We start from the raw sequence: 22,357 nt of genomic DNA, 5'->3' as shown, positions 1-22,357 counted from the left end.
CTCACAGCAGCACCTCGTCCCGGTCCGAGTCGGAGTTGTCGGCGAAGCGGTCGGCCTGCAACCGGAACAGCTGCGCGTAGCGCCCGTCGCGCGCCAGGAGTTCGTCGTGCGAGCCCTCCTCGGCCACCCGGCCGTCGTGCAGCACCACGATCTTGTCGGCATGCCGGACGGTGGAGAACCGGTGGGAGATCAGCAGCGTGGTGGCGCCCTGGGTGAGCGCCGCGAACTGGTCGAAGAACTGCGCCTCGGCGCGTACGTCGAGGCTCGCGGTCGGTTCGTCGAGGACGACCACCGACGCGCCGTGCCGCAGCGCGAACAGGGCCCGCGCGAGCGCCAACCGCTGCCACTGGCCACCGGACAGCTCCCCGCCACCGCTGACGTGCGTGGCCAGCGGCGTGTCCAGACCGCGGGGCAGCGACTCCAGCTTCTCGGTCAGGCCCATCGCCGCCACCGCCTCGCGGACGCCCTCCCGGTCGTCCACCGAGCCGACCGCGCCGAACGCCACGTTGTCCGCGGCGGAGAACTCGTACCGCAGGTAGTCCTGGAAGATGACGGCGAGCCGGGCCCGCCACCGCGCCAGCTCGAAGCTCCGGACGTCGATGCCGTCGAGGCGTACGGCGCCGTGGTCGGGCTCGTAGAGCCGGGCCAGCAGCTTCACCAGGGTGGTCTTGCCCGCACCGTTGAGCCCGACGATCGCGGTGCAGCGGCCCACCGGGATGCGCAGGTCCAGCCCATCGAGCACCGGCCGCTCCTGACCGGGGTACCGGAACGACACGTCGTCGAAGTGGATTTCGCTGACCGGCTCCGGCACCGCGTCGCCCGAGCCGGCCGGCTCCAGCACGGCGTACCTGTCGATGTGGTCGGAGAACCGCCGTACCGCCCGGTATGTCTCGGTGCCGATGGACGTCTCCAGGTCGGCCTCCGGGTAGAAGACGGAGAGCCGGATGGCGCCCAGCGCCGCCTGCATGATCAGCACGAACTCGGTGAGCGTCAGCGCGTCGATGGCGGTGGCGCCGATCGTCGCGAAGATCGCCCCGCAGGCCAGCAGGCTGAACCCGGTGGACCACACGCCGGGCCACAGGTAGACGCGTCGTCGCGCGGCCCACAGCGGCGTGAACCAGTCGTGGTACGCCGCCCGCAGCTGGCCGTCCATCCAGGTCGCCAGCCCGAAGACCCGGATCTCCTTGCCCGCCGGGGACTGCACGGCCAGGTTGCGGACGTACTCCACCTTGTTCTGCCGACCCATCAGGCGGTAACGGGCGTCGGCATACCGGCGCAGGCCGCCGCGCTGCACGTTGCGGAACCACAGCACGGTCACGGCCAGCGCCACCGCGGCCCACCAGGAGTAGACGACACCGATGATCACCGCGAAGCCGACCAGTTGGCCGTACCGCGCGATCAGGGCGAGCGTGCCGGCGCAGGCGCTGCCCGGTCCCCACATCTGCAGGCCGTGCTCCAGCTCCCGGGCGGCGTACCGCAGGTCGGCGAGGACGGCCTGGTCCTCCATCGGCCCGACGCCGGTGCTGCGCATCGACGCCCGCATCACGTCGTCCACCACGGTGCCGTCGATCCGCCGCGCCAGCAGCTCGCCCAGCGAGAGCTGCGCCGGGGCGAGCACCTGTTGCAACACGAAGAAGCCGGCCGCAGCCGCGAAGACCGGCACCAGTTCGTGCCAGGCCGTCGAGTCGAGACCCCCCTCGACGGCGCCGGGCACCTTGCCCAGCACCACGCTGGACGTGACCACGAAGGCGATCGGCAGCGCGGCGAGGACGAGGTTGAGCAGCAGGAGCGCGCCGAACAGGCCGAAACCCGCTCTGGGCATCAGGCGCAGGATGCTCGCACGCGCGGATATCAGTCCCCACAGCCTGCTGCGCATGGTCATCAATCTCCCTACTCGACCGCCGGTGCTGTCACTGGTCCGACGAAGGTCGAGCCGCCGAGATCGACACGACGGTCGAATTCAGTCGAGGAACCTGACATCGCGGCACGGTGGGAGAAGGACGCCGCCGGGTCGGCGTCCGTGGCGCAGGCGGTCGGTCAGACGTCCGCCTCGATGGCGAAGGTGTTGCCGTCCGGGTCCTGGAACCAGGCGATGCGCCCACCGCCGGCCCGTGCGGTGATCCCCTTCGGGTCGTGCTCGAACTGCTCGTACCGCACGAAGTCGACGCCGGCGGCGGTGAGTTCGTCGACGATCTCGTCGAGGTCGTCGACGTACCACGTCGCCAGCGTCGCCTCGGTCGTCCCGGCGGTGACCGACTGGTACACGTTGAGGGCCGGCCCGCCGCCGGAGGCGTAGATGCGGCTGCCGTCGGGGATGTGGGCGCTGGGCGCGGACCGCAGCGACCGCAGGCCCAGCCTGCCTTCGTAGAAGGCGACCGCCCGCGCGATGTCGGACACGGCGACCGATGTTCTGAGGTGGTGTGCGCTCAAGGGCATGCCCCAGCCTGGCAGAGGCGGGGGCCGATGGACGTCAAGCGGGGCGGGCTCGGCGTGGTGCCGGGCCCGCCCCTCTGGTCGTGCGTCAGGTCAGCGTTGCAGGGTGAGCAGGCCCGGGCGGTACGGCAGCAGGCCGTAGTCGACGCCGTTGGAGGAGGGCGATCGGCCTTGGTAGAGCAGTTGGAGGTTGCAGGGGTCGACGGTGAAGGTCTGGTCGGCGCTGGTGCGGATCAGTTCGCCGTGGCTGATGTCGTTGGTCCAGGTGGCGCCGCTGTTGGCCTTGCCGGCGAAGGGGTTGCTCTCGGTGGCGGCCTGGGGGGTCCAGGAGCCGTTGAGGCTGGTGGCGGTGAAGGAGCGGAAGTAGCGGCCCTGGCTGCCGATGGCTTCGACGATCATGAGGTAGCGGTTCTGGCCGCGGAGTTTGTACACCTGGGGTGCTTCGAAGAGGTTGTTGGTGCTGTCGCTCATGATCGTGGTGTAGTTCGAGCCGAAGCTGCTGGGGAAGTTCCCGATGGGCATGCTGGCTCGGTAGATCTTGCCGTTGTCGCCGGCGAAGAAGAGGTACATGTTCTGGTCGTCGGCGATGAGGGTCTGGTCGATCGGGCCGGTGCCGGAGCCGGAGATGCTGCCGGTGAACAGGGTCTGGGCGGCGGACCAGCCGTTGGGGTTGGTCGGGTCGGTGGAGGTGCGGTAGGAGAACGCGGGGCCGCCCCACTGGTAGGCCAGGACCCAGATGTTCTTGGGCGCGAAGTAGAACAGGGTCGGTGCGACGGTGCCGCTGTTCATGGTGTTCTGGCTGGCCGAGCCCATCTGGGACCAGTTGCTGAACAGGCCGAAGTTCATCGAGCCCCACGACGAACCGAAGTCGTGGGTGGTGGCGTAGACGAGTTGCTGGCCGTTGTAGGGGGCGACGGTGAAGTCCTTGAGTGAGACCCAGCCCGACTTCGGCTGCGCCAGCGCCCCGGTCGACGACCACCGGTACGACGACGGCAGGTCACAGGTGCCACCCGGGGGCGGCGTGGTGGGCGGTGGCGTGGTCGGGTTGCCCCCGCCGTCGACACGGACGAACTGCCACTGCTGGTTGGTGCCGTTCCAGTCGTCGTACTGCACGATGTTGCCACCGTCGGCCGTCGAGGCGCCCTGCACCTCCATGACCTTGTTGCTGTTGCGGTTGATCAACCGCACATAACCACTGTCCGAGTCGGCCAGGCGGAACTGCTGGTTGGTCCCACCGTTGTCGGACCACTGCACGATCGCCCCACCATTGGCGGTCGACCGGCCGGACACGTCCAACACCTTGCCCGACAACCGCGACTTGACCCGATAGTAACCACCACCGGAATCCACGAACTGCCACTGCTGCTGGTTACCGTTGTTACGCGTCCACTGCGTGATCCGCGCACCGTCGTTCGTGGCCAGGTTGTAGACATCCAACGCCTTGCCACTGTTGCGGTTCACCAGCACGTACCACGCGTTCGTGTCGACGGTCGCCGCGGCCGCGGGCGACGACACCGCCATCGCGGCGGCGCCGGCGACCACCACCGCCGCCGCGCTGGCGGCTGCCGCTCGTACCAACCACGCTCGCCGTCGCGAGGGTGGCGCTATCGCCGGGGACGTACCAATGGCGGACATGATCCTCCTCATTGACCGGGGAGCCGAACGGCTACCCGAGGCTGGGCGCACCGCGACCCGCGACCGGGCGCACACGGTGGGAATGTTCGCGTTAACACGATCCCGGTGGGCGGCGGACGCACGTCGAATTCACGGTCGACGAAGTCGGCCGGCGGAACATCGCATCCGACGTCGTCCTTGACCATCGACTGTGAGCGATAACATGCTGTTCGTCAAGACGTAACATCCGCGCAAAGGAGGGCCGGCGTGGCGCGCCGGGCCATTGACGCCGGTCGTACGCCTGCCGCCCGATCCCCCGCCACCCCCCGACGGCCACGTCGGCCTGCCCGGCACCCAGGAATGGTCGACGCTAACATCGACATTCACCCATAAAGCGGCACGACCGCACCGATGCCGCGACGTGCTCGCGGCGACCCGTCGAGGGACCGCCGCCGCGCCCGGCGGGCGATGCCCCGGGTCCGGAGCCAATGGCGCCGGACCCGGGGCACCGGTGTTCAGGAACTGGTGCAGGTGACGTTGCTGGGCGGGGTGGCGCCGTCTCCGGTGGCGGTGAAGCCGAAGGTCGTCGAGGCGTTCGGCGCGAGGGCGCCGTTGTAGGGGGCGTTGCGAACGGTGACGTTGCCGGTGGTCCCCGTGTTGACGCCACTCCAGAGGCTGCTGATGGCCTGGCCGCCGGCCAGGGTCAGACCCACCGCCCAGCCGTTGATCGTGCCGCTGGTGCGGTTGGTGACGGTGACCTCACCCTGGAAGCCACCCGGCCAACTGTTCACCGCGTGGTAGGTGGCGGCGCAGGTGCCCGGCTCACCGGTCGGCGGCGGGGTGGTCGGCGGCGGCGTCGTCGGCGGCGGGGTGGTCGGCGGCGGCGTCGTGGGCGGAGGCGTGGTCGGCGGCGGCGTGGTGGGCGGGGTCGTCGACTGGAACTGGCTGAAGAACCGCCAGATCTCACCCGAGGTCCAGGTCCGCGAGTCGTTGGGGCTGCCCGACCCGTCCACCGGGCTCGGGGTGTGGTCGCCGTCGAACGCGGCCCACTGCACCGGATACCCGGCGCGGCAGCCGGAGTAGGTGGTGGTGATGTGGGTCAGGCTGCCCCGGCTGGGCTCGCGGGGGCTCTGCGCCGTGCAGCCGTTGTTGCGCACGAACGTGTCCCGCAACGCCCGACCCTGGGAGATGTTCAGCACGCTGTCGTAGATGCCGTGGATGCCGAAGTACGGGACCGGCGCGGTGCCACCGTTGCAACCGCTGAGGTTCGCGCCGGACAGCACGGCGACCGCGCGGATGACGTTCGGTCGGGCGCAGGCCACCGCGTAACTCATGGCTCCGCCGTAGCTCCAGCCCAGGGCGAAACGCTGCGTCGTGTCGACACAGAGGTCGTTCTCGACCTGGCGGGAGATGTCGTCGAAAAGGGTCAGGTCCCGACCGTTGGTGTTGGCCCACCCGGCGTTGATGCCCTGCGGCGCGACGAAGATCGTGCTGTTGTTCGACAGCGGCGCGAGGCCGTAGTAGCCGGCCGAGGCGACGTTGTTGGCCGACCCGTTCAGCCAGTGGAAACCGAAGACCAGCCGGTACTGACGGTTCCGGTCGTACCCGCTCGGGATCTGGAGGATGTAGGTGCGGCTCTGGCCGCTGCTGGTGATCGTGCGGGTCCCGCTGGTGAGGGTGGGCGCCTTACCGCAGCCCGCGGTCGCCGCCAGGGTGCCGTTCGTGGCGGCCACCGCCTCGCCGCGGAAACCGGCGCTCAACGCGCCGCCGGTCGCCACGACGAGAGCCGCCGCGGCCGCGACGATCGTCAGTAGTTGTCTCCGTCTGACCATTGCTCGACTCCTTGCCGTTGATCGTGCGTACGACATGCACCTCGAGCCGGTTCGTGCCGGTGGGGGGTACTCGCCCGCGCGGGCGGACGAGGGCCGACCGGCGAGGTGCGGTGAGGGGACGTCCTTCCGTTGCGGGCCGGCATGCTGCTGCGGCCGGTGCGGCGTACACGGGTGGCGTACGGGCCGTACCGTCGCTGCCGGGGTTGTCCGCGACGGGGCATGGAATGCGGAGCGTGCAGCCGGACCGGAGGGGGCGTCCGACGACCGCGCGGTCGCCTGGCAGTGGCGGAGCGGCCCGGACTGGTCACCGACCGGTGAGGCGGCGGGAGGGCGGGCCCTCGGCATGCCTGCGCCGACTGACTGCGGTGACTGGGAGCGTGCCCTTCGCTCCCCGCGCCGGAACATAGCATGTTATCGATAACATGCTCAACCGGCCGAGTGCCGCGCAACCGACCACAGCGGGCGGTTCGGGCCCTCGGTCACCCGCCGCAGCGCTGGTCAGACGGCCGGCCGGAGTGTGGCCCGTCCGGGTGTCACCGCTGCGTGTCCGCGGAGCGGGAGCCGAACTCGGTGACCTCGGTCAGCCTGTCCCCCAGGTCGCAGACCAGGTCCCGCATGGCGCGGGTCCCACCGTTCTGCATGGCGTGCATGGCGTCGCAGGCGTGCCGCCAGGCCTGGCAGGCGCCGGGCACGTCGTCGAGATCCAGGAGTGTCGCGCAGAGCCGGGTGGACGCTTCGAAGACGCCGATCCGGCTGTGCGCCTCGCCGGCCGCTCGGAGCCCCTTCTCGAGCTGGTCCCGGGCCTGGCTCTGGTGCCCCAGCAACGCCAGACACTCGGCGATCAGGACGCGGATCGCTGCCTCGTCCGTCCCCGGTCCGAACTTCTCGCTCTGGGCCAACGCCTCGTTGAGGCACGCCATGGCCTCGCCGGGAGCACCGAGCCGAACCAGTGAGCGGCCCCGGGCCACCGACGCCCAGATCTCGCCCTGCTCGAAACCGACGGCACGGTGGAGGGACAGCGCCCGCTCGTTCTCCGCCAGTGCGCGCTCGTGCCGGCCCAGCTGACTGTGGATCCGTTGCAGGGCACTGTGGACACCGCCCAGCTCCGCGATCATGCCGCGCTCGGCGAAGATCTCTCGGGCGCGGCCGAGCAGGTCGAGCGCCTCGTCGTAGGTGGCGAAGTGGTAGCAGGAGTCGGCCAGACTCCACCTGGCGTGGGCCGCGCCCACCTCGTCCCCGCTGTCACTGGCAGCACGCAGCGCCACCCGCATCACGTCCTGCCAGTCGTGGAATCGCCCGGCGAGCTGCAACCACGGCCAGATGGTGAGCGCCAGCCGCCAGGCCGGGACGCCGAAGTCGCCCTCCGCCGCACGGCGGACCGCCTCGAACAGGATCTCCTGGTGATCGTCGAACCACCGCATCGCGGCGTCGTACGAATCGGGTCGCTCGGCGACGACGCCGGCCGGGGCCGGGACGGGAGCGGCCGCCGGGCTCGTCGGCACGAGCCGCAGCGCGGCCTGGTAGCTGCTGTGCAGGTAGTGGTGCAGGAGCCGGCCGACAGCCGCTTCCCGGTCGTGGACCGACTCCTCGGCCAGGAACAGCTCCTGCGCGTACGCCCGGACGAGGACGTGCGAGGTGAGCCGTCCCCTGTCGTCCTCGTCGAGCAGGGCGGCGTCGGTGATCTCCCGCACCAGTCCCCGCGTCCGGGTCGGCGGAGTCAGCGACATGCTGGCGAACGCCTCGGCCGAGATGCCGGCCGGCATGGCGGCGGAGGAGAGCCGGAAGAGCCGGGCTGCGTCCGGACTGAGCTGGCGGTACGACCACGCGAAGGCGGCGCGCGGATCGCACACGCCGGGACTGCCGGAGAAGGCGGTCAGTCGTCGCGCGCCGTCACGGAGTTCCGCGGCGACGTCCTGCAGGGCGAGTCGCGGACGCGCGCTCAGCCGGCCGGCCAGGATCGCCAACGCGAGGGGCAGCCGGCCGCACATCTCGATGATCTCGTCGAGCGTCTCCGGCGTCGGAGCGTCATCGACCGGGGAGCGGTTCGGCGCGTCGTCGAGCCGACGCTGGACCAGCCGACGGGCGGTCGGCATGTCCGGCGGATCGAGGTGCAGCAGGTGGGCTCCGTCGCGGACGGCGAGATCGACGAGCGGCCGGCGGCTGGTCACCAGCACCAGGCAGGCCGGGGAGTTGGGCAGCAGCGGACGCACCTGGGCGGCGTCGAGCGCGTTGTCGAGAAGCACGAGCATCTTCCGGCCGGCGGTCAGGCTCCGGTAGATGCCGACCCGCGCGGCGAGCGTCTCCGGGACGCTGGACATGTGGAAACCCTGCGACGACAACAGGGATCCGAGCGCGTCCCGGGGGCTCAGACCGTCGGTCTCGGGCTGCTCCGCGCGCAGGTCGAGGTAGAGCTGGCCATCGGTGAACTCCTCGGCGACCCGGTGGGCGAAGTGCGCGGCCAGCGTGGACTTTCCCACCCCGCCCATCCCGTCGAGCGCGACGACCAGCGGAGCCGTCCCGCCCGCGCGGGCCACACCGGCACGCAGTCCGGCGAGAGTCGCGAGTTCGGCGGTACGTCCGACGAAGGCCGGCAGGTCGGGTGGGAGCTGCGCCGGCCGCACCAGCGGCACCGGCCACGACCGGGCACCCCGCCGCGCCCCGCCGTCAGCCGGGGTCGGGTCGCTCCCCACCGGGCTCGCCGTTCCCGCCAGCACCCGCCGGTGCGCGGACTGAAGGGCCTCGCCCGGATCGATGCCCAACTCCTCGGCGAGACGGGTGCGGACGGTCCGGAACAACTCCAGCGCCTCGGCCTGGTGACCGGCCGCCCCGAGGGTGGCGATCAGACTCGCCTGCACCGGCTCGTGGAACGGCGCCATCGCGGCGGCCAGCCGCAACGGCCGCAGCACCCGCGTCGGACGGTCCAGCGACAGGGCGAGTTCGGCCGCCGGCACGCACACGTCGAGGAATTCCCGATCGAGCGCAGCGAAGATCGACATCGCGGTGGTGCCGTGGGCGTAGGTGTCACCGGCCGGCCCGCGCCACAGCCCCAGGGCCCGGGCGTAGTGGTCCAGCGCCCCGTGCCGGTCGCCGCCCGCGAGCCTTTGCCGGACGGCCCCGACGAGTTCCCGGAAACGGAACAGGTCCAGCGAGCCGGGCGGGGGCATGAAGAGGTACCCGGAGCCGTGCCGGCGCAGGTACGAGCCGGGCGCGCGCAGCGCGAGCGAGGGTTCCATCAGGCGGCGTAGCGCGCCCACGTACTTGTGGATGACGTTCGAAGCGCTGGCCGGAGCGTCCTCGCCCCAGACGAGTTCGATGAGGTCGGTCGCACTGACCGGTCGCCCCGCGCGGGCCAGGAGCAGGGCCAGCAGCCGACCCTGCTGCCGGGGGCCGACGTCCACCTCGACACCGTCGCGCCACAGGCGCAGCGGACCCAGGATCTCGAAACGCAGCGTTTCGTCGATCGGCCGGGGTCCCTCAGCTGGGCGGCGGGCATCGGTCGAAATCGACAATTCAATCTCCTGTTTCGCCTGACCCGTCGCCACCATCGGCTGCCACCGCGCTGCCCAGTCTACGTGCGTGCCGACGAGACCGACCCGGCACCGAGGCCCGATCCGGACGAAATAGCGGAGCACGGCACCCGGCGACAGAATTGTCACCGCGCCGAATACGCGACGAAAGGCCGCGCCGACGCCGTTCGTCACCTTTTCGCCGACGCCGTGGACAGCAGGCGATACGGCAGCGACATTGCCCTCTCGGGTCCTAGACTGCGCTTGTACGGGGGGCCGCCCCCTGCCATCGGGGGAGGTGCGGGTGCCATGAATTCTCGTCCGACGAAACAGCAGGAACGCCCGCACGGCGGCGCCAACCGTGACCTTCCTCCCGAACTCGGCTCCGATTCCATCGGCATTTTCGAGGGCCGAACCTTCATGTTGTCCAATTCTGTCGGCGACGTGCCGGACAATTCCATCGCCGGACTGGTGCACGACGACACCCGCTACCTCAGCCGCTGGGAGCTGACCCTCGACGGACTCGCTCCGCTGGTACTCAGCGCCAGCACTGTCGACTCCTACTCGGCCGCCTTCTTTCTCGCCAACCCGGAGCTGCCGGACCTGCGGGCGAACGGGATCGGTCTGCGCCGGGAGCGGTTCGTCGGGGACGGCATGTACGAGCGGATCGTGTTGCAGTACTTCGGCGTCGAGCCGGTCTCCGTACGCCTGCGGCTGGATGTCGGCGCGGACTTCGCCGACCTCTTCGACATCAAGCGGGCGGGCCGGAGCCGGCTGGCCGACATCCGGCGCGGCCACCGGTCGGACGGCTCCGCCCTCAGCTTCTCCTACCGGAACTCGCGCTGGTCCGCCGCCACCACCGTCGAGGCAGCGCCCCCCGCCGACCGGGTCGAGGGCGACTCGTTGGCCTGGGACGTGCGCCTGGAACGCGGCGACACCTGGGGTTGCGAGTTGCGCGTGCTGCTGAACTGTCAGGGGATGGACTTCGAGCCGGCCCACCGCGTGTTCGGCGAGGCGCCGGCCACCGACAACGACGACGACGCGGCTTACCGCTGGCAGGCCAACAAACCGGACCTCAGCGCGGAATCGGAACTGTTGCGCAACGTCTACCACAAATCGGCCGTCGACCTGGTCTCGATGCGCATCGTCAAGGAGATCAACGGTCAGCGGATCGTGCTGTTGGCCGCCGGCATGCCCTGGTTCCTGACCGTGTTCGGCCGGGACACCCTGGTCACGGCGTACCAGAGCATCACCTGCGGCCCGGACGTCGCGCGCGGGGCGCTCGTCACTCTCGCCGCGCACCAGGGCACGGTCGTCGACGACTTCAGCGACCAGGACCCCGGGAAGATCCTGCACGAGTTCCGCTCGGGTGAGCTGACCCAGCTCGGCGTCGAACCCTACGGCCCCTGTTTCGGCGCGGCCGACACCACCCAACTCTGGCTGATCCTGCTGTCCGAGTACTGGCGGTGGACCGGCGACGACGCGTTGGTGCGGCAGCTGCGGCCCAACGCCGACGCGGCGCTGCGGTGGATCGACGAGTTCGGGGACCGCGACGGCGACGGGTACGTCGAGTACGGCACCCGCTCGCCGAACGGCATGCGCAACCAGTGCTGGCGCGACTCACCGGACGGCGTGCAGTTCGCCGACAGCAGGCTCCCCGACCTGCCGGTCGCCACCTGCGAGATCCAGGGCTACACCTACGACGCGAAGGTACGTGCCGCCGAGCTCGCGGACGGGCCGTGGGCCGACGCCCCGTTGGCGCGACGGCTGCGGGGCGAGGCCGCCGATCTGCGCGAACGGTTCAACCGTGACTACTGGCTGTCGGAGCGGGGCGGCTACTACGCGATCGGCCTCGACGCGCAGAAACGACCCATCGACTCGATGACCTCGAACATGGGCCACCTGCTGTGGAGCGGGATCGTTCCACCCGAGCGGGCCGCCGTGGTGGCGCGGCACCTGATGTCCGACGAGATGTTCTCCGGCTGGGGCGTCCGTACGCTGTCGACCGCCGATGTGGGGTACAACCCGATCGGCTACCACCTCGGCACCGTGTGGCCGCACGACAACTCGATCATCGCGGCCGGGCTCGCCCGGTACGGCCACCGGGACGAGGCCAACCGCATCGCGCTGGCGATGCTTGAAGCGGCGGCCCACTTCGACTACCGCCTGCCCGAGGCGTTCTCCGGGTACGACCGTTCGCTGGGCCGGCGACCCGTGCCCTACCCCACCGCCTGCAACCCCCAGGCGTGGGCCAGCGGGGCGCCCCTGCTCTTCCTGCGGACGATGCTCGGGCTCGAGGTCAGTGACGGCGTCCTCACCACCGACCCGCACATCCCCGACACGCTGGGCGGCATCCGGCTGACCGGGGTACGGGTGCACGGCGCGAAGCGGATCGTCGACGCCGCCGGTACGCGGTTGCGCTCGCTGGCCTGAGCTACCGGGCACGCGGCCACCCGGTCAGGCTGCCCGGCGCCCCGTCCGCAGGGTGTACAGCGCGTGGTGATGCCGGGAACGGACGGTACGCACCGGGACGCCCAGTGCGCGGGCCGTCTCGTGGGTGGTCCGGCCTGCCAGGTAGGTGTGCAGCAGCACCGCCCGATGCTCGACGGAAAGCCGCCGCAACATCGAGACCGCCTCGGCGGCGGCGACTGCCGCGTCCGCGTGGTCCGGTTGGGTGACGTCGACCTCCGGCTCGGTCCGCTCCCGCCCGACGGCGACCTGCCGCAGCGACGCGACCGCCAGGTTGCGCGCCACCGTCGTCAACCAGTCGCGGATCGGAACACCGACGAGGCGGACGCGGGTGCCCTGCTGCCAGGCGTGGATGAACGTCTCCTGCACGATGTCCTCGGCGAGATGGTGGTCCCGCACGAGCTTCTCGACGAAGGTGAGCAGCGGCTGGGTGTGCTCGGCCATCAACTCGTCCAGCGCGGGAGTCCGGCCGGGCGCCGTACACGAATGGGGAGCCGTTGTCATCGCTGGTGCCTGGTCCTTAGCGAGCGGGTCTACGAGCGGGCCCGCCACCGACACGGTCCTGCGACCGCACCGCTGACCGGCCCGGGTCCCGACGCTACGACCGGCCAGTTACCAGGCTCGTGACGATCTCTTACCGACCCGGCCGACTACCTCGGGCGCGCGACCTCCAGCTGGCCGGTGGACCGGACCGTCACCCAGGTGGTGACCGTCGCCCCGTCGACCTCGGCGGTGCAGGTGAACCGGTGCCCCTCGATGACCGGCTGGTCGACCGGGCAGGCGACGCTGTCCGCGTTCAGCTGGTAGTCGGTCCGGAGCACGGTCAGCACCTGACGTTGCAGGGCGGCGGTGTCGAGGACCTTCTGTCGCGGGAGGTCGGGCCGGGTCACCGCCACCACCGTGCCCGCGACCGCCAGGAGGACGACCGGGACCGCGACGGCAAGCACGAGTTTCGGCGAGAGCCGCCAGCGGCGCACCGCCGGTACGTTCGCCGCCGGCCCCCACTGCGGCGGGGGCGCCGGCTTCCAGCGGGGCACCAGCAGGGCCGGGCGGTCGGACGCGCCGTCCGCGTTCATCGTCGACTCCACGGTCTCAGCGGGCGGTGGCGGTCGGCACGGCGACGACCTCCGGTAGCGGCGTGGTCTTTGCACCGGTCGGGGCGACCGCGAACCAGGTGCCGCCGACTCCCTGGCCGCGGATCTCGCCGGGCGTGGTGTCCTTGGCGAACAGGTAGACCGGCCAGCCGCCGATGGTCACCTGGCAGGTGCCGTCGGCCCGCTCGACGTACCCGACGAGTTGCGGGTCGACGCCCTCGGGGTAGATCCGGCCGGGGGACGAGATGAGCAGCGGAGGCCAGGTCTTGGCGCAGTCCCCCGCGCAGGTCGCCTTCGGCGGTTTCGCCGAGTCCTTGTCGAACCGGTAGAGCGTCCGGCCCTGGCCGTCCGCGACGTACGTGCCGATGTCGGCCTGCTGCATGGCCCGCAACTGCACCACGTTGCTGCCCTGGCCACGGTCCGGACCACCAGGGACGGGAACGTCGGACGGTCCGCTGAAGATCTGGACGCGGCGTTGCGTCTTCGCCACGGTCGGCGGCGACACCGGGCTGACCTCGATCACCTGCGGGCTCGGGTCCGCGCTCGCGGTGACCGGCGAGGCCGCGGATCCCCCCTGGGTCGGCGTCGCGGTGTCCCCCGCCCCGGTGGCCTCCCCGCACGCGGTCAGCGCCACCAGGCCGATCGCCACGATCGCGATCCGCGCTCTCTGCACCATGTTCGCTCCACCTCGATGTCGGTGTGGACCGGGCTCGTGCACAGGTCCGGCACCCACACGGACTCCGTCCCGAAACGGTTCACCGTCGTACCGCGACGGACGACCGGGACGGATTCGAACCTGCCCTGAACCGGATGGCGTGAGCATCCGTGTGGGTGGCGGCGTCGGCGCAAGACGGTCCACGAGGGGACCGGCTCGCCGACCCGCGAGACCACCGGAAAACGGGAGGGTGACATGGCCACGTACCACATCGTCAGCGAGGACATCCAGGAGTCCGCGAGCTGGCTGCAGCAGAACATGCAGACCCTGCTGGACGGCATGACCCAGGCCAAGAGCAAGATCGACACGCTGATCCAGGGTGGCTACAACACCCCGGGCGCGCAGCAGCAGTTCGGGCCGTACTTCGAGGAGTACAAGGGCAGCGTCGACCAGACCCTGCACGGCATGGAAGGCATCAGCCAGTACCTCACGCAGGTCAGCGACGCCTTCTCGGAGACCGACACGCAGACCGCCGCCAGCCTCAGCCGCTGACGCAACGAACGGTCGGGGCCGCGTGGTGATCGCTCACCACGCGGCCCCGACCGTGTTCCCGACGGATCGTCCGACCAGGAGATACCCGTGCGCCTGTTGCTCACCGTCACGGATCAGTCCACCCCCGAAACCGACTACCAGGTCGAGGCCGCCCTCGACTCCACCGTCGCGGAGCTCGCCGAGGTGTTGGCCGGGCGCCGTCCGGAACCCGGTTCCCGACCGCCGACGATCTTCGTCGCCGGCGCTCCGCTGGACCCCGGGCTGACGCTCGCCGACGCGCCGCTGTGGCAGGGCAGCGTCATCGAGCTGGACCGTCCCACGTCCGGGTCACCGGCACGGCCGGCGGGTCCGTTGGAGATCCGGGTGGTCAGCGGTCTGGGCGCCGGCACCCGGTATCCGCTCGCCGTCGGCGAGCACGCCATCGGCGCCGACGACGACAACCACGTCCGCGTCCACGACGACCCGCTCGCCCCGGCGCTCGCCCGGCTGCGGGTGACCGAGGACGGCGAGTGCTGGCTCCGTCCGACGGACCCCGGGTTGTTGCTCGACCGGGCGGAGGTCGACGAGCAGGAGCGGATCTGGACGCCGGGGGCGCAACTCGCCGCGGGTTCCTCCCTGCTGGAGCTTCGCCGCCCGCTGCGGGACGAGGCCGCGCTCCAGATCTCCGAGGACCGGACGGGCCTGGACTACAACCGTCCACCCCGGCTGCTGCCCGCGGCGCGGACCACCCAGTTCACGCTTCCCGGGCCGCCGGCGCCGCCGGAACGACGGCCGCTCACGCTGATCACCGTGTTGGCGCCGGTCGTGCTCTCCGGCGCCGCGTTCGTCGTCACCCGCAACCCGCTCACGTTGCTCTTCGCCATCCTGTCGCCACTGGTGCTGATCGCCGGTCAGATCGGCGCGCGGCGTCAGGGCCGGGCCACGTACCGCTCCCGGCTCGCCGAGTACGAGAAGAAGAGAGCGAGGATCAGCGGCGAGGCCGAGGAGGCGCTGGCCGCCGAACGGTCGGTACGCCGGGACGACTTCCCCGACCCGGCGGCGATGGGGCTGATCGCCGGCGGGCCGCAACGTCGCCTCTGGGAACGACGCCGCACCGATCCGGACTTCCTGGAGCTGCGGGTCGGCAGCGCGGACCTGCCGTCGGAGGTGGTGCTCCGCGACCTGAGCCAGGACGAGAACCGGCGTGAGGTCCGGTGGAGCGCCCTCGACGTGCCGGCGACCGTACCGGTGCGCAAGCACGGGGTCGTGGGGGTGGCCGGCGACACCGTCGCACGTACCACGGTCCGGTGGATGATGGCCCAGGCCAGTGCCCTGCACAGCCCCGAGGACCTGCAGATCTACCTGCTCTGCGGGGCCGCCGACGAGGCCGGCTGGGCCTGGGCCGGGTGGCTGCCGCACCTGCGGCCCCGGGACGGTCAGGACACCCTCGCGACGGTCGGCACCGACACCCAGACGCTGGCCCGCCGGGTCGGCGAGCTGGTGGCCATCATCTCGTCCCGCTCCGGCGAACGGGGCAACGGCGCGTTCCGGGACGTCCTCGTGGTGCTCGACGGCGCCCGCAAGCTGCGGTCCCTGCCCGGCGTCACCCAGATCCTGCGCGAAGGACCAGCGGTCGGCGTGTACGCCATCTGCCTGGACGCCGAGGAGCGGCTACTGCCCGAGGAGTGCCAGGCGGTGATCGCCCAGCAGGAGGACGGATCGCTGCTGGTGACCCAGACCCTCGCCGCCCCGATCGCCGACGTGCACCCGGACGTCGTGCCGCCGGCGTGGCTCTACGGGGTGGCCCGGGCGCTGGCGCCGCTGCGGGACATCGGTGGCGCCGACGAGGAGAGCGCCCTGCCCGGGTCGAGCCGGCTGCTCGACGTACTCGGGATGGAACCGCCGGAGCCGGACGCGGTGACGGCCCGGTGGACCTCGGGTGGTCGAACCACCGAGGCGGTGCTCGGGGTGTCGCTCGACGGGCCGTTCGCCCTCGACCTGAAGCGGGACGGACCACACGGCCTGGTGGCCGGCACCACCGGCTCCGGCAAGTCGGAGCTGTTGCAGACGCTCGTCGCCTCGCTCGCCGTGGCCAACCGTCCGGACGCGATGACGTTCGTGCTCGTCGACTACAAGGGCGGCAGCGCGTTCAAGGACTGCGTCCTGCTGCCGCACACCGTCGGCATGGTGACCGACCTGGACACCCACCTGGTGGGCCGGGCGCTGACCTCGCTCTCGGCGGAGCTGCGCCGACGCGAACACATCCTGGCCGAGGCCGGGGCGAAGGACATCGACGACTACGTGGAGCTGCTGCGCCGCGAGCCGTCCCGGGTGGCGATGCCGCGGTTGCTCATCGTGATCGACGAGTTCGCGTCGATGGTGCGGGACCTGCCGGACTTCGTGACCGGTCTGGTCAACATCGCCCAGCGCGGCCGGTCGCTCGGCATCCACCTGGTGCTGGCGACCCAGCGACCCGGCGGCGTGGTCTCCCCCGAGATCCGGGCGAACACCAACCTGCGCATCGCCCTGCGGGTGACCGACAGCAGCGAGAGCCAGGACGTGCTGAACGCCCCGGACGCGGCCGCCATCTCCAAGTCGACGCCGGGCCGGGCCTTCGTCCGGCTCGCCCAGTCGTCGCTGGTGCCGTTCCAGGCGGGTCGGGTCGGCGGTTTCCGCCCCGGCGCGCGCAGCACCGACCGACCGGCCCCGTGGTTGGCGCCGCTGTCCTTTCCCGACCTGGGTCACCCCGCGCCGCGTCGTCGCTCCGGCGAGGCGGCGCCGTCGGCCGAGCTGACCGACCTCGCGGTGCTGGTGACGGCGATCCGGGACGCCAGCGAACGGCTCGGCATCCCGCCGCAGCACAGCCCCTGGCTGCCGGCGCTGCCCCTGTCGCTGACCGTGGACGCGCTGCCACCGGCCCGCGCCACCGACTACCACCTCCCGGCGGTCGCCTACGGGCTGGTGGACCTCCCCGCCCAGCAGGACCAGGTGCCGCTGACGCTGGACCTCGCCACGCTCGGGCACCTGCACGTCATCGGTTCCTCGCGCAGCGGCCGATCGCAGACGCTCCGGACGATCGCCGGGGCGCTCGCCCGCGTCCACTCCGCGGCCGACGTCCACCTCTACGGCGTCGACTGCGGCAACGGCGCGTTGCTGGCCCTCAACGGCCTGCCGCACTGCGGGGCGGTGGTGCAGCGTACCGAGGCGGAACGGCTCGGCCGGCTGTTCGCCCGTCTCGTCGCGGAACTGGGCCGGCGGCAGCAACTGCTCGCCACCCGGGGCTCGGCGAGCATGGTGGAGTTCCGCGCCGGCGCTGCCCCGGGTGAGCGACCTCCGCACATCCTGGTGCTGCTGGACCGGTTCGAGGTCTTCGACAAGACCTTCGCCGACTACGACAACGGCACGATCATGGCCGCTCTGCTGACGTTGCTGCGCGAGGGCGCCGGGGCGGGCATCCATGTGGTGCTGGCGGGCGACCGGGCGATGTTCTCCAGCCGGATCTCGTCCACCACGGACGACAAGCTGGTGCTGCGCCTGACCGAACGCGGCGACTACAGCATGGTCGGCATCAACCATCGGCAACTGCCGGACGAGATCGAGCCGGGTCGGGCGATCCGGGCGTCCGACGGCGCCGAGGCGCAGATCGCGCTGCTCGGCGAGGACACCTCGGGTCAGGGACAGGCGCGGGTACTCGCCGACATCGCCGAGACGGCCCGACGGCGGGACGCTGACCTCGCGTCCGGCGACCGCCCGTTCCGGATCGACGTGCTGCCCGACGAGCTGACCCTCGCGGACACCGAGGCACTGGCCCGACCCGAAGGGGCACTGTGGACGATGGTGGGTGTCGGCGGGGACGAGCTCACCGCGATCGGACCGGACCTGACCATCGTCCCGACCCTGGTCCTGGCCGGACCGCCACGCTCGGGGCGGAGCACCGCGCTGCTGACGATGGTCGCCGGCCTGCTGCGCAAGGGCACCCAGGTGGTCGTGGCGGCGCCGCGCAGGTCGCCGCTGCGCGAACTGGCCGGTCTGCCGGGCGTACTCGACCTGGTGCCGAGCGAGAACCTCACCTCCGCCGGCCTGACGGCGGCGTTGGAGCGCCGGGACGGGCCGGCCGTGGTCGTGCTGGACGACGCCGAGTTGCTGCTCAAGTGCGACGCGGGGAGCGACCTCGGCGAGATCGCCCGGGCCGGCACCGAGCGCGGACTCGGGTTGGTGATGGCCGGCACCATCGACGGGCTGGCCGGCGGTTTCGGCGGCTGGCACGTCGACGCCCGGCGCAACCGGCAGGGCGCGCTGCTCAGCCCGCAGGGCCTCGGCGACGGTGAGCTGATCGGCGCCAAGCTGAGTCGGGGCCAGCTCGGTGGAGGACGCCTCGGTCGGGCGCTGCTGCACCTGGGCGACGGCACCGTCCGGCTGCTGCAGGTCCCCCGGACCGACCCGGCGGCGTTGCGTGCCCTGGTGACGTCGCCGGACTAGCACCGGAGCGACAGGGGGGACACCGCGGCGCGGTGTCCCCCCTTCGTCGACCATCGCTGTCAGGCGTCGGTGGTGTCCGTCGGCTCCGTCGGCGCGGCCAGTTCCGGCTGGCCGTCGTCCCAGGTGAACGCCAACGTCTCGGTGATCGCGCCGAAGAGTTCGAAGATCTCCTCCGCCTCGGCGAGGTTCGGGCTCGACCCGGTGACCACCACGACGTCCGCCGATCCCGGCATCGGCACGACGGTGTGCATCACCGCGCACCGGATCGTGACGCCGTCCTGGACGACGTTCTGGATGCCGTACACCCGGCCCACGGTGCCGATCCGGGGGATCGCCGCGGTGGTCACCCGCCGCCAGGTCCCGTCGGCCCGGTTCGGCTGCGCCACGGCGGTCAGCGCGCCGAGGATGTCGCCGTTGGCAGGTGGCGTGACCAGCGCGACCACCACGGTGGCGGTGAGCGGACCGTTCTCGTACATCTCGAAGACGCCCGCGGCGTGCACCGCGCCGCTGCGGCGGGCCTGGCGGATCGACCGGCGCACCTGCTCGGCGAAGCGGCCCGCCTGGTCGGCGGTGAACCCGCCGGTCAGGGCCTGCCCCCGCGCCTGTTCACCGAGCCGGTTCTCACTCGCCTCGTCGGCCACCGGGAAGTCGACCCACGCCACGGGAGTACGCAGCTCAAAGCCCGTCGGAATGGGCGTCGCGGTCGGGGCGCTCACTGTGCCGCCTGCGCATCCGGCGTGGTCAACGCGTTGACCGTCTGGGTGTCGGTCTCCCGGAACGCGTCGGCGACCGCCTTGGCCGCGTCGCGTACGCCGCCGAGGTCCTTGCCCACGACGTGCCGGCCGTCGCCCCACCGCTTCTCGAACTGCCGGGCGGCGCCCTCCAGGTCGCGCTGACCGAGCGTGTCGACCACCGCGCCCATCGACCGGACCGACGCGCTGTCCATCAGCTCCTTCGTACGCGCCAGCAGTTCGTGTACGCGTTCCAACTCCGCGCCGGGAACGAGGATCTCGCTCATCGCGTCCACTCCCCCGCCGGCCCGCCCATCCGTTCCCTCATCTCCGCACCCTCCCGAGGTGTCACGGCAACTGCGGCGTACACGGATCGGCGGCCGGCCCGGTTCACCCGCTGAACCGAACTCCCACCCGCTACGTGTGCGACCCGGCTCCCGGCGAACGGTCCGGGCGCCGACCTGACGGTGCGATGGGGAGGCATGTCATGACGCGTCCGGGCGACGCCGAGTGGTCCGTGTTGCAACTCGACTCGGATCCCGTGCCGGGTGATCCCGAGTCCTTCGAGGAGATCACCCGGGCGTACCAGGAACTGGCCAGAACCACCCAGGAGGCACACGACCTCCTCGCCTCGGGCAGCCAGATCGACGTCGGCCAGGGCAAGGCCATGGACGCCTTCCGCGACCTCATCGGCAAACTACCCGGACGACTCGACCGGATGGCCAACTCCTACGCCAGCGCCGCCGACGCCTACCTGCGCTACCTGCCCTCCCTCGAGGAGGCGCAGACGATGTCACTGCGCGCCCTCGACCAGGCCCGACAGGCCGCCGGAGACCGGAGCGCCGCCCAGGCCGCAGCCGCCACCGCCGCAGCCGCGCTTCTCGTCATGAACGCCGACGCCGCGACCAGCGCGGACGCCAAGGACCAGGCCACCGACGACGCCACCGCCGCCAGGAACCGCGCCGCCGACGCCCAACAAGCCCTCGACGCGGCCAAGTCCCTGCTCGGCCAGGCCACCGCCCTGCGCGACCAGGCCGCCCGCACCGCCGCCGACACCCTGCACCAACTGGCGAAGGACGCGCCGCAACGCTCCCTCTGGGACAAGATCGTCGAAGCGTTCAACGCGTTCATCGACTTCCTGCAGAGCACCGTCATCGAATGGATCACCACCATCCTCGACGTGCTCTCCGTCGTCGCCTCCTTCATCTTCCCGCCCCTGGGCTCGGCGATCGGCTTCCTCTCCGGTGCCATCGACCTGGCCGCCGCCGCCCTCGGCGGTGACCCCGCCGAAATCGCCCTCGCCGCCGGTGGACTCGCCCTCGGCCTCGTCCCCGGCGGACGAATCGTCAGCCGGGTCATCAAGTTCGCCAACAAGTTCGCCGGCAAGATCCGCCCCGGCAGCGTCGCGGACGGCATCAAGAACAGCACCAAGGAGATCACCGGCGGCCCCGGTGTGACCGTGGGACGTGGGATCGACGAGAACGTCACCCGCCTCGGCGTCGGCAAGACCATCAAGGGCGTGTTCGGCGGGATCCGGCAGAAAATTACGGATCTCCGCTTCGATCGTGATCTCAAGAACGCCCGGAAGCAGACCGCGCTGGATCCGACCCTCATCATCGGGCAGAACAGCAAGGGACGCCTCAAGACGTTCCACGCCTCGGACGTCCGGTCGGTACCGCTCGAGGACAGCAACGGCAAACAGATCGGCGTCCTCTTCCCCAGCGCGTCCGGGGACGTCGACACGTTTACCGACTGGGCGAGGTTGGAGGCGAACGTACCGCTCGGCCGGAACCTCGGCGGCTCGCTGAACGTGGGCGGCGCCAAGCTGGTCCGCTCGATCCCCGGCAGGGAGGCGCCGATGAGCACCGAGCAGTTCGATCTGGCGCCCTGGGCCCGCCTGAAGAGCCCGCCCATCTTCGTCATCGCGCACGGTGATCCACACTCCGTGGACATCACGCTCAAGAACGGCAAGATAATGTCGGTGCCGGGCACGCAGTTCGCTAAGGTCGTGCACTTCGACAACGTCTTCCGAAGTGCTGCGGAGAACAACCCCAAGGGATCGATCGCGTTGCTCTCCTGCAACTTCGCCAACCCTGCGGGAAGCGCTGGCCAGGATTTTGCCAACGTGATGCGGGATCTCGGCGAAAACCGGAAGGTCTTTGCGTCGACGGAGGTCGTACAGGCGAGCCGCGGCGTGGACGTCGACGGCCTTTTCACCAGCCCCGGCAACAGCATTGCGAATGTGACGGTGGAGAATATGGGCGTTTTCAAGGAAATGAAGCCTGGCGTGACGCGGGACGTGACGCAGTGACGGACGAACGCGTGGACGACGTGGACAACGAGCGGAACTGGATGCTGCTGCTGGACGAGGAGTGGACGGACTCCGACGGTGAAGCGACAGGCGCGGCGGCCATGCCGCCGGCGGAGGCCATCGTCGGTGGCTGGTTGGTGGAACGCGACGGCACCATCGCCCGTTTCACTGCCAATCCCCTCTACCGACCGAGGAATCCGGCGGCGCCCACGAGCCCGGTGGACGCCACGGCGGCCCTGGTAGCCGCCGGCCGCGCGGACGTCGACGCGGTGCTCCTGGCACTACGCGACAGCCTTGTCGAGGTGGCACTGGACAGTGCGGGCGGCGTCATCGTGGCACCGGCGCCGGACAGCGTCCCGTGTGTGCTCGTCGCGACCGGGGCCGTGGATCAGGCCCGGGTCGACGCGGTCGACTGGCGGCAGGTCGACCTGGACGAGTTGCTGACGCTCCTGCCGGACGGCGTCGACGTGCTGCTGAACCCGGGCGGCCCACGTGCCATGCGGTTGTTCGCCGACGCGTTGCGCGACCTCGCCGCGGGGACAGTTCCGGAGAGCGACGAGCCGTGGCCGTTCGCCCCGTAGGGCCGGCAGCTCCCCACGCTGGGCTCGGACCGACCGTCCGGGCCCAGCGCGGACCGGTCGTCGGGCAGACATCGGCGACGGTTGACATCTCGTTTCGGTCTCGACGTGGGTCAGTAGACAA

Annotated in this window: 15 protein-coding genes; 5 read left to right on the top strand and 10 right to left on the bottom strand. The window is 71.2% G+C overall.

Translation table 11 applies throughout. From position 1 onward, the window contains the following. Position 1 precedes the first annotated feature (1 nt). The 5 genes from ACN263_RS08020 to ACN263_RS08000 form a co-directional block, all read right to left on the bottom strand. Positions 2-1,822 (bottom strand): ABC transporter ATP-binding protein, encoded by a 1,821-nt coding sequence (locus tag ACN263_RS08020; RefSeq protein ID WP_422739173.1) that lies wholly within the window; start codon positions 1,820-1,822, stop codon positions 2-4. 215 nt (positions 1,823-2,037) lie between these two features. Further along, on the bottom strand, positions 2,038-2,397 hold the full coding sequence (locus ACN263_RS08015; protein WP_422739172.1) for a VOC family protein: 360 nt from the start codon (positions 2,395-2,397) through the stop codon (positions 2,038-2,040). A gap of 129 nt (positions 2,398-2,526) precedes the next feature. After that, positions 2,527-4,068: a non-reducing end alpha-L-arabinofuranosidase family hydrolase gene (locus ACN263_RS08010; RefSeq protein ID WP_422739171.1), complete on the bottom strand. Its 1,542-nt coding sequence runs from the start codon at positions 4,066-4,068 to the stop codon at positions 2,527-2,529. A 494-nt stretch (positions 4,069-4,562) separates the two neighbouring features. Further along, positions 4,563-5,879, bottom strand: a complete 1,317-nt coding sequence (locus ACN263_RS08005; RefSeq protein WP_422739170.1) for a cellulose binding domain-containing protein — start codon at positions 5,877-5,879, stop codon at positions 4,563-4,565. Between the two features lie 533 nt (positions 5,880-6,412). After that, on the bottom strand, positions 6,413-9,388 hold the full coding sequence (locus ACN263_RS08000) for an AfsR/SARP family transcriptional regulator (protein WP_422739169.1): 2,976 nt from the start codon (positions 9,386-9,388) through the stop codon (positions 6,413-6,415). A gap of 306 nt (positions 9,389-9,694) precedes the next feature. On the opposite strand from ACN263_RS08000, the gene ACN263_RS07995 reads away from it, so the two are divergent. Continuing rightward, positions 9,695-11,818, top strand: coding sequence for a glycogen debranching N-terminal domain-containing protein (locus tag ACN263_RS07995; protein WP_422739168.1), 2,124 nt, complete (start codon positions 9,695-9,697; stop codon positions 11,816-11,818). Positions 11,819-11,842: 24 nt separating this feature from the next. On the opposite strand, the gene ACN263_RS07990 is transcribed toward ACN263_RS07995, so the two are convergent. From ACN263_RS07990 to ACN263_RS07980, 3 genes are all read right to left on the bottom strand, one after another. Next, positions 11,843-12,358 (bottom strand): sigma-70 family RNA polymerase sigma factor, encoded by a 516-nt coding sequence (locus ACN263_RS07990; protein WP_422739167.1) that lies wholly within the window; start codon positions 12,356-12,358, stop codon positions 11,843-11,845. Positions 12,359-12,504: 146 nt separating this feature from the next. Then, positions 12,505-12,930, bottom strand: a complete 426-nt coding sequence (locus tag ACN263_RS07985; RefSeq protein WP_422739166.1) for a DUF4333 domain-containing protein — start codon at positions 12,928-12,930, stop codon at positions 12,505-12,507. A gap of 16 nt (positions 12,931-12,946) precedes the next feature. Next, positions 12,947-13,624: a hypothetical protein gene (locus ACN263_RS07980; protein WP_422739165.1), complete on the bottom strand. Its 678-nt coding sequence runs from the start codon at positions 13,622-13,624 to the stop codon at positions 12,947-12,949. A gap of 234 nt (positions 13,625-13,858) precedes the next feature. Here ACN263_RS07980 and ACN263_RS07975 point away from each other — a divergent pair, with 234 nt between their 5' ends. Further along, positions 13,859-14,155 carry a WXG100 family type VII secretion target gene (locus ACN263_RS07975; protein ID WP_007457407.1) on the top strand — a complete coding sequence of 99 codons (297 nt, stop codon included), beginning with the start codon at positions 13,859-13,861 and terminating at the stop codon, positions 14,153-14,155. 87 nt (positions 14,156-14,242) lie between these two features. After that, positions 14,243-18,613, top strand: a complete 4,371-nt coding sequence (locus ACN263_RS07970; protein ID WP_422739164.1) for an FtsK/SpoIIIE domain-containing protein — start codon at positions 14,243-14,245, stop codon at positions 18,611-18,613. 59 nt (positions 18,614-18,672) lie between these two features. Here ACN263_RS07970 and ACN263_RS07965 read toward each other — a convergent pair whose 3' ends face one another. Together ACN263_RS07965 and ACN263_RS07960 are read right to left on the bottom strand one after the other, a co-directional pair. Next, positions 18,673-19,329, bottom strand: coding sequence for a hypothetical protein (locus tag ACN263_RS07965; RefSeq protein ID WP_422739163.1), 657 nt, complete (start codon positions 19,327-19,329; stop codon positions 18,673-18,675). Continuing rightward, positions 19,326-19,631, bottom strand: coding sequence for a hypothetical protein (locus ACN263_RS07960; RefSeq protein WP_422739162.1), 306 nt, complete (start codon positions 19,629-19,631; stop codon positions 19,326-19,328). The genes ACN263_RS07965 and ACN263_RS07960 overlap by 4 nt, the downstream gene beginning before the upstream one ends. A gap of 200 nt (positions 19,632-19,831) precedes the next feature. Between ACN263_RS07960 and ACN263_RS07955 the strand changes: the two genes are divergently transcribed. Together ACN263_RS07955 and ACN263_RS07950 are read left to right on the top strand one after the other, a co-directional pair. Further along, entirely contained in the window at positions 19,832-21,655 is a 1,824-nt protein-coding gene (locus ACN263_RS07955) for a hypothetical protein (RefSeq protein WP_422739161.1), read from the top strand. Next, positions 21,652-22,236 carry a type VII secretion system-associated protein gene (locus ACN263_RS07950; RefSeq protein ID WP_422739160.1) on the top strand — a complete coding sequence of 195 codons (585 nt, stop codon included), beginning with the start codon at positions 21,652-21,654 and terminating at the stop codon, positions 22,234-22,236. The genes ACN263_RS07955 and ACN263_RS07950 overlap by 4 nt, the downstream gene beginning before the upstream one ends. The last annotated feature ends 121 nt before the right edge of the window (positions 22,237-22,357 follow it).

It is taken from the genome of Micromonospora sp. WMMD729 (assembly GCF_049315225.1).
Lineage (GTDB): Bacteria > Actinomycetota > Actinomycetes > Mycobacteriales > Micromonosporaceae > Micromonospora.
Note: the sequence above shows the minus strand (reverse complement) of the source record. Positions and strands in the feature narration are given on the sequence as shown.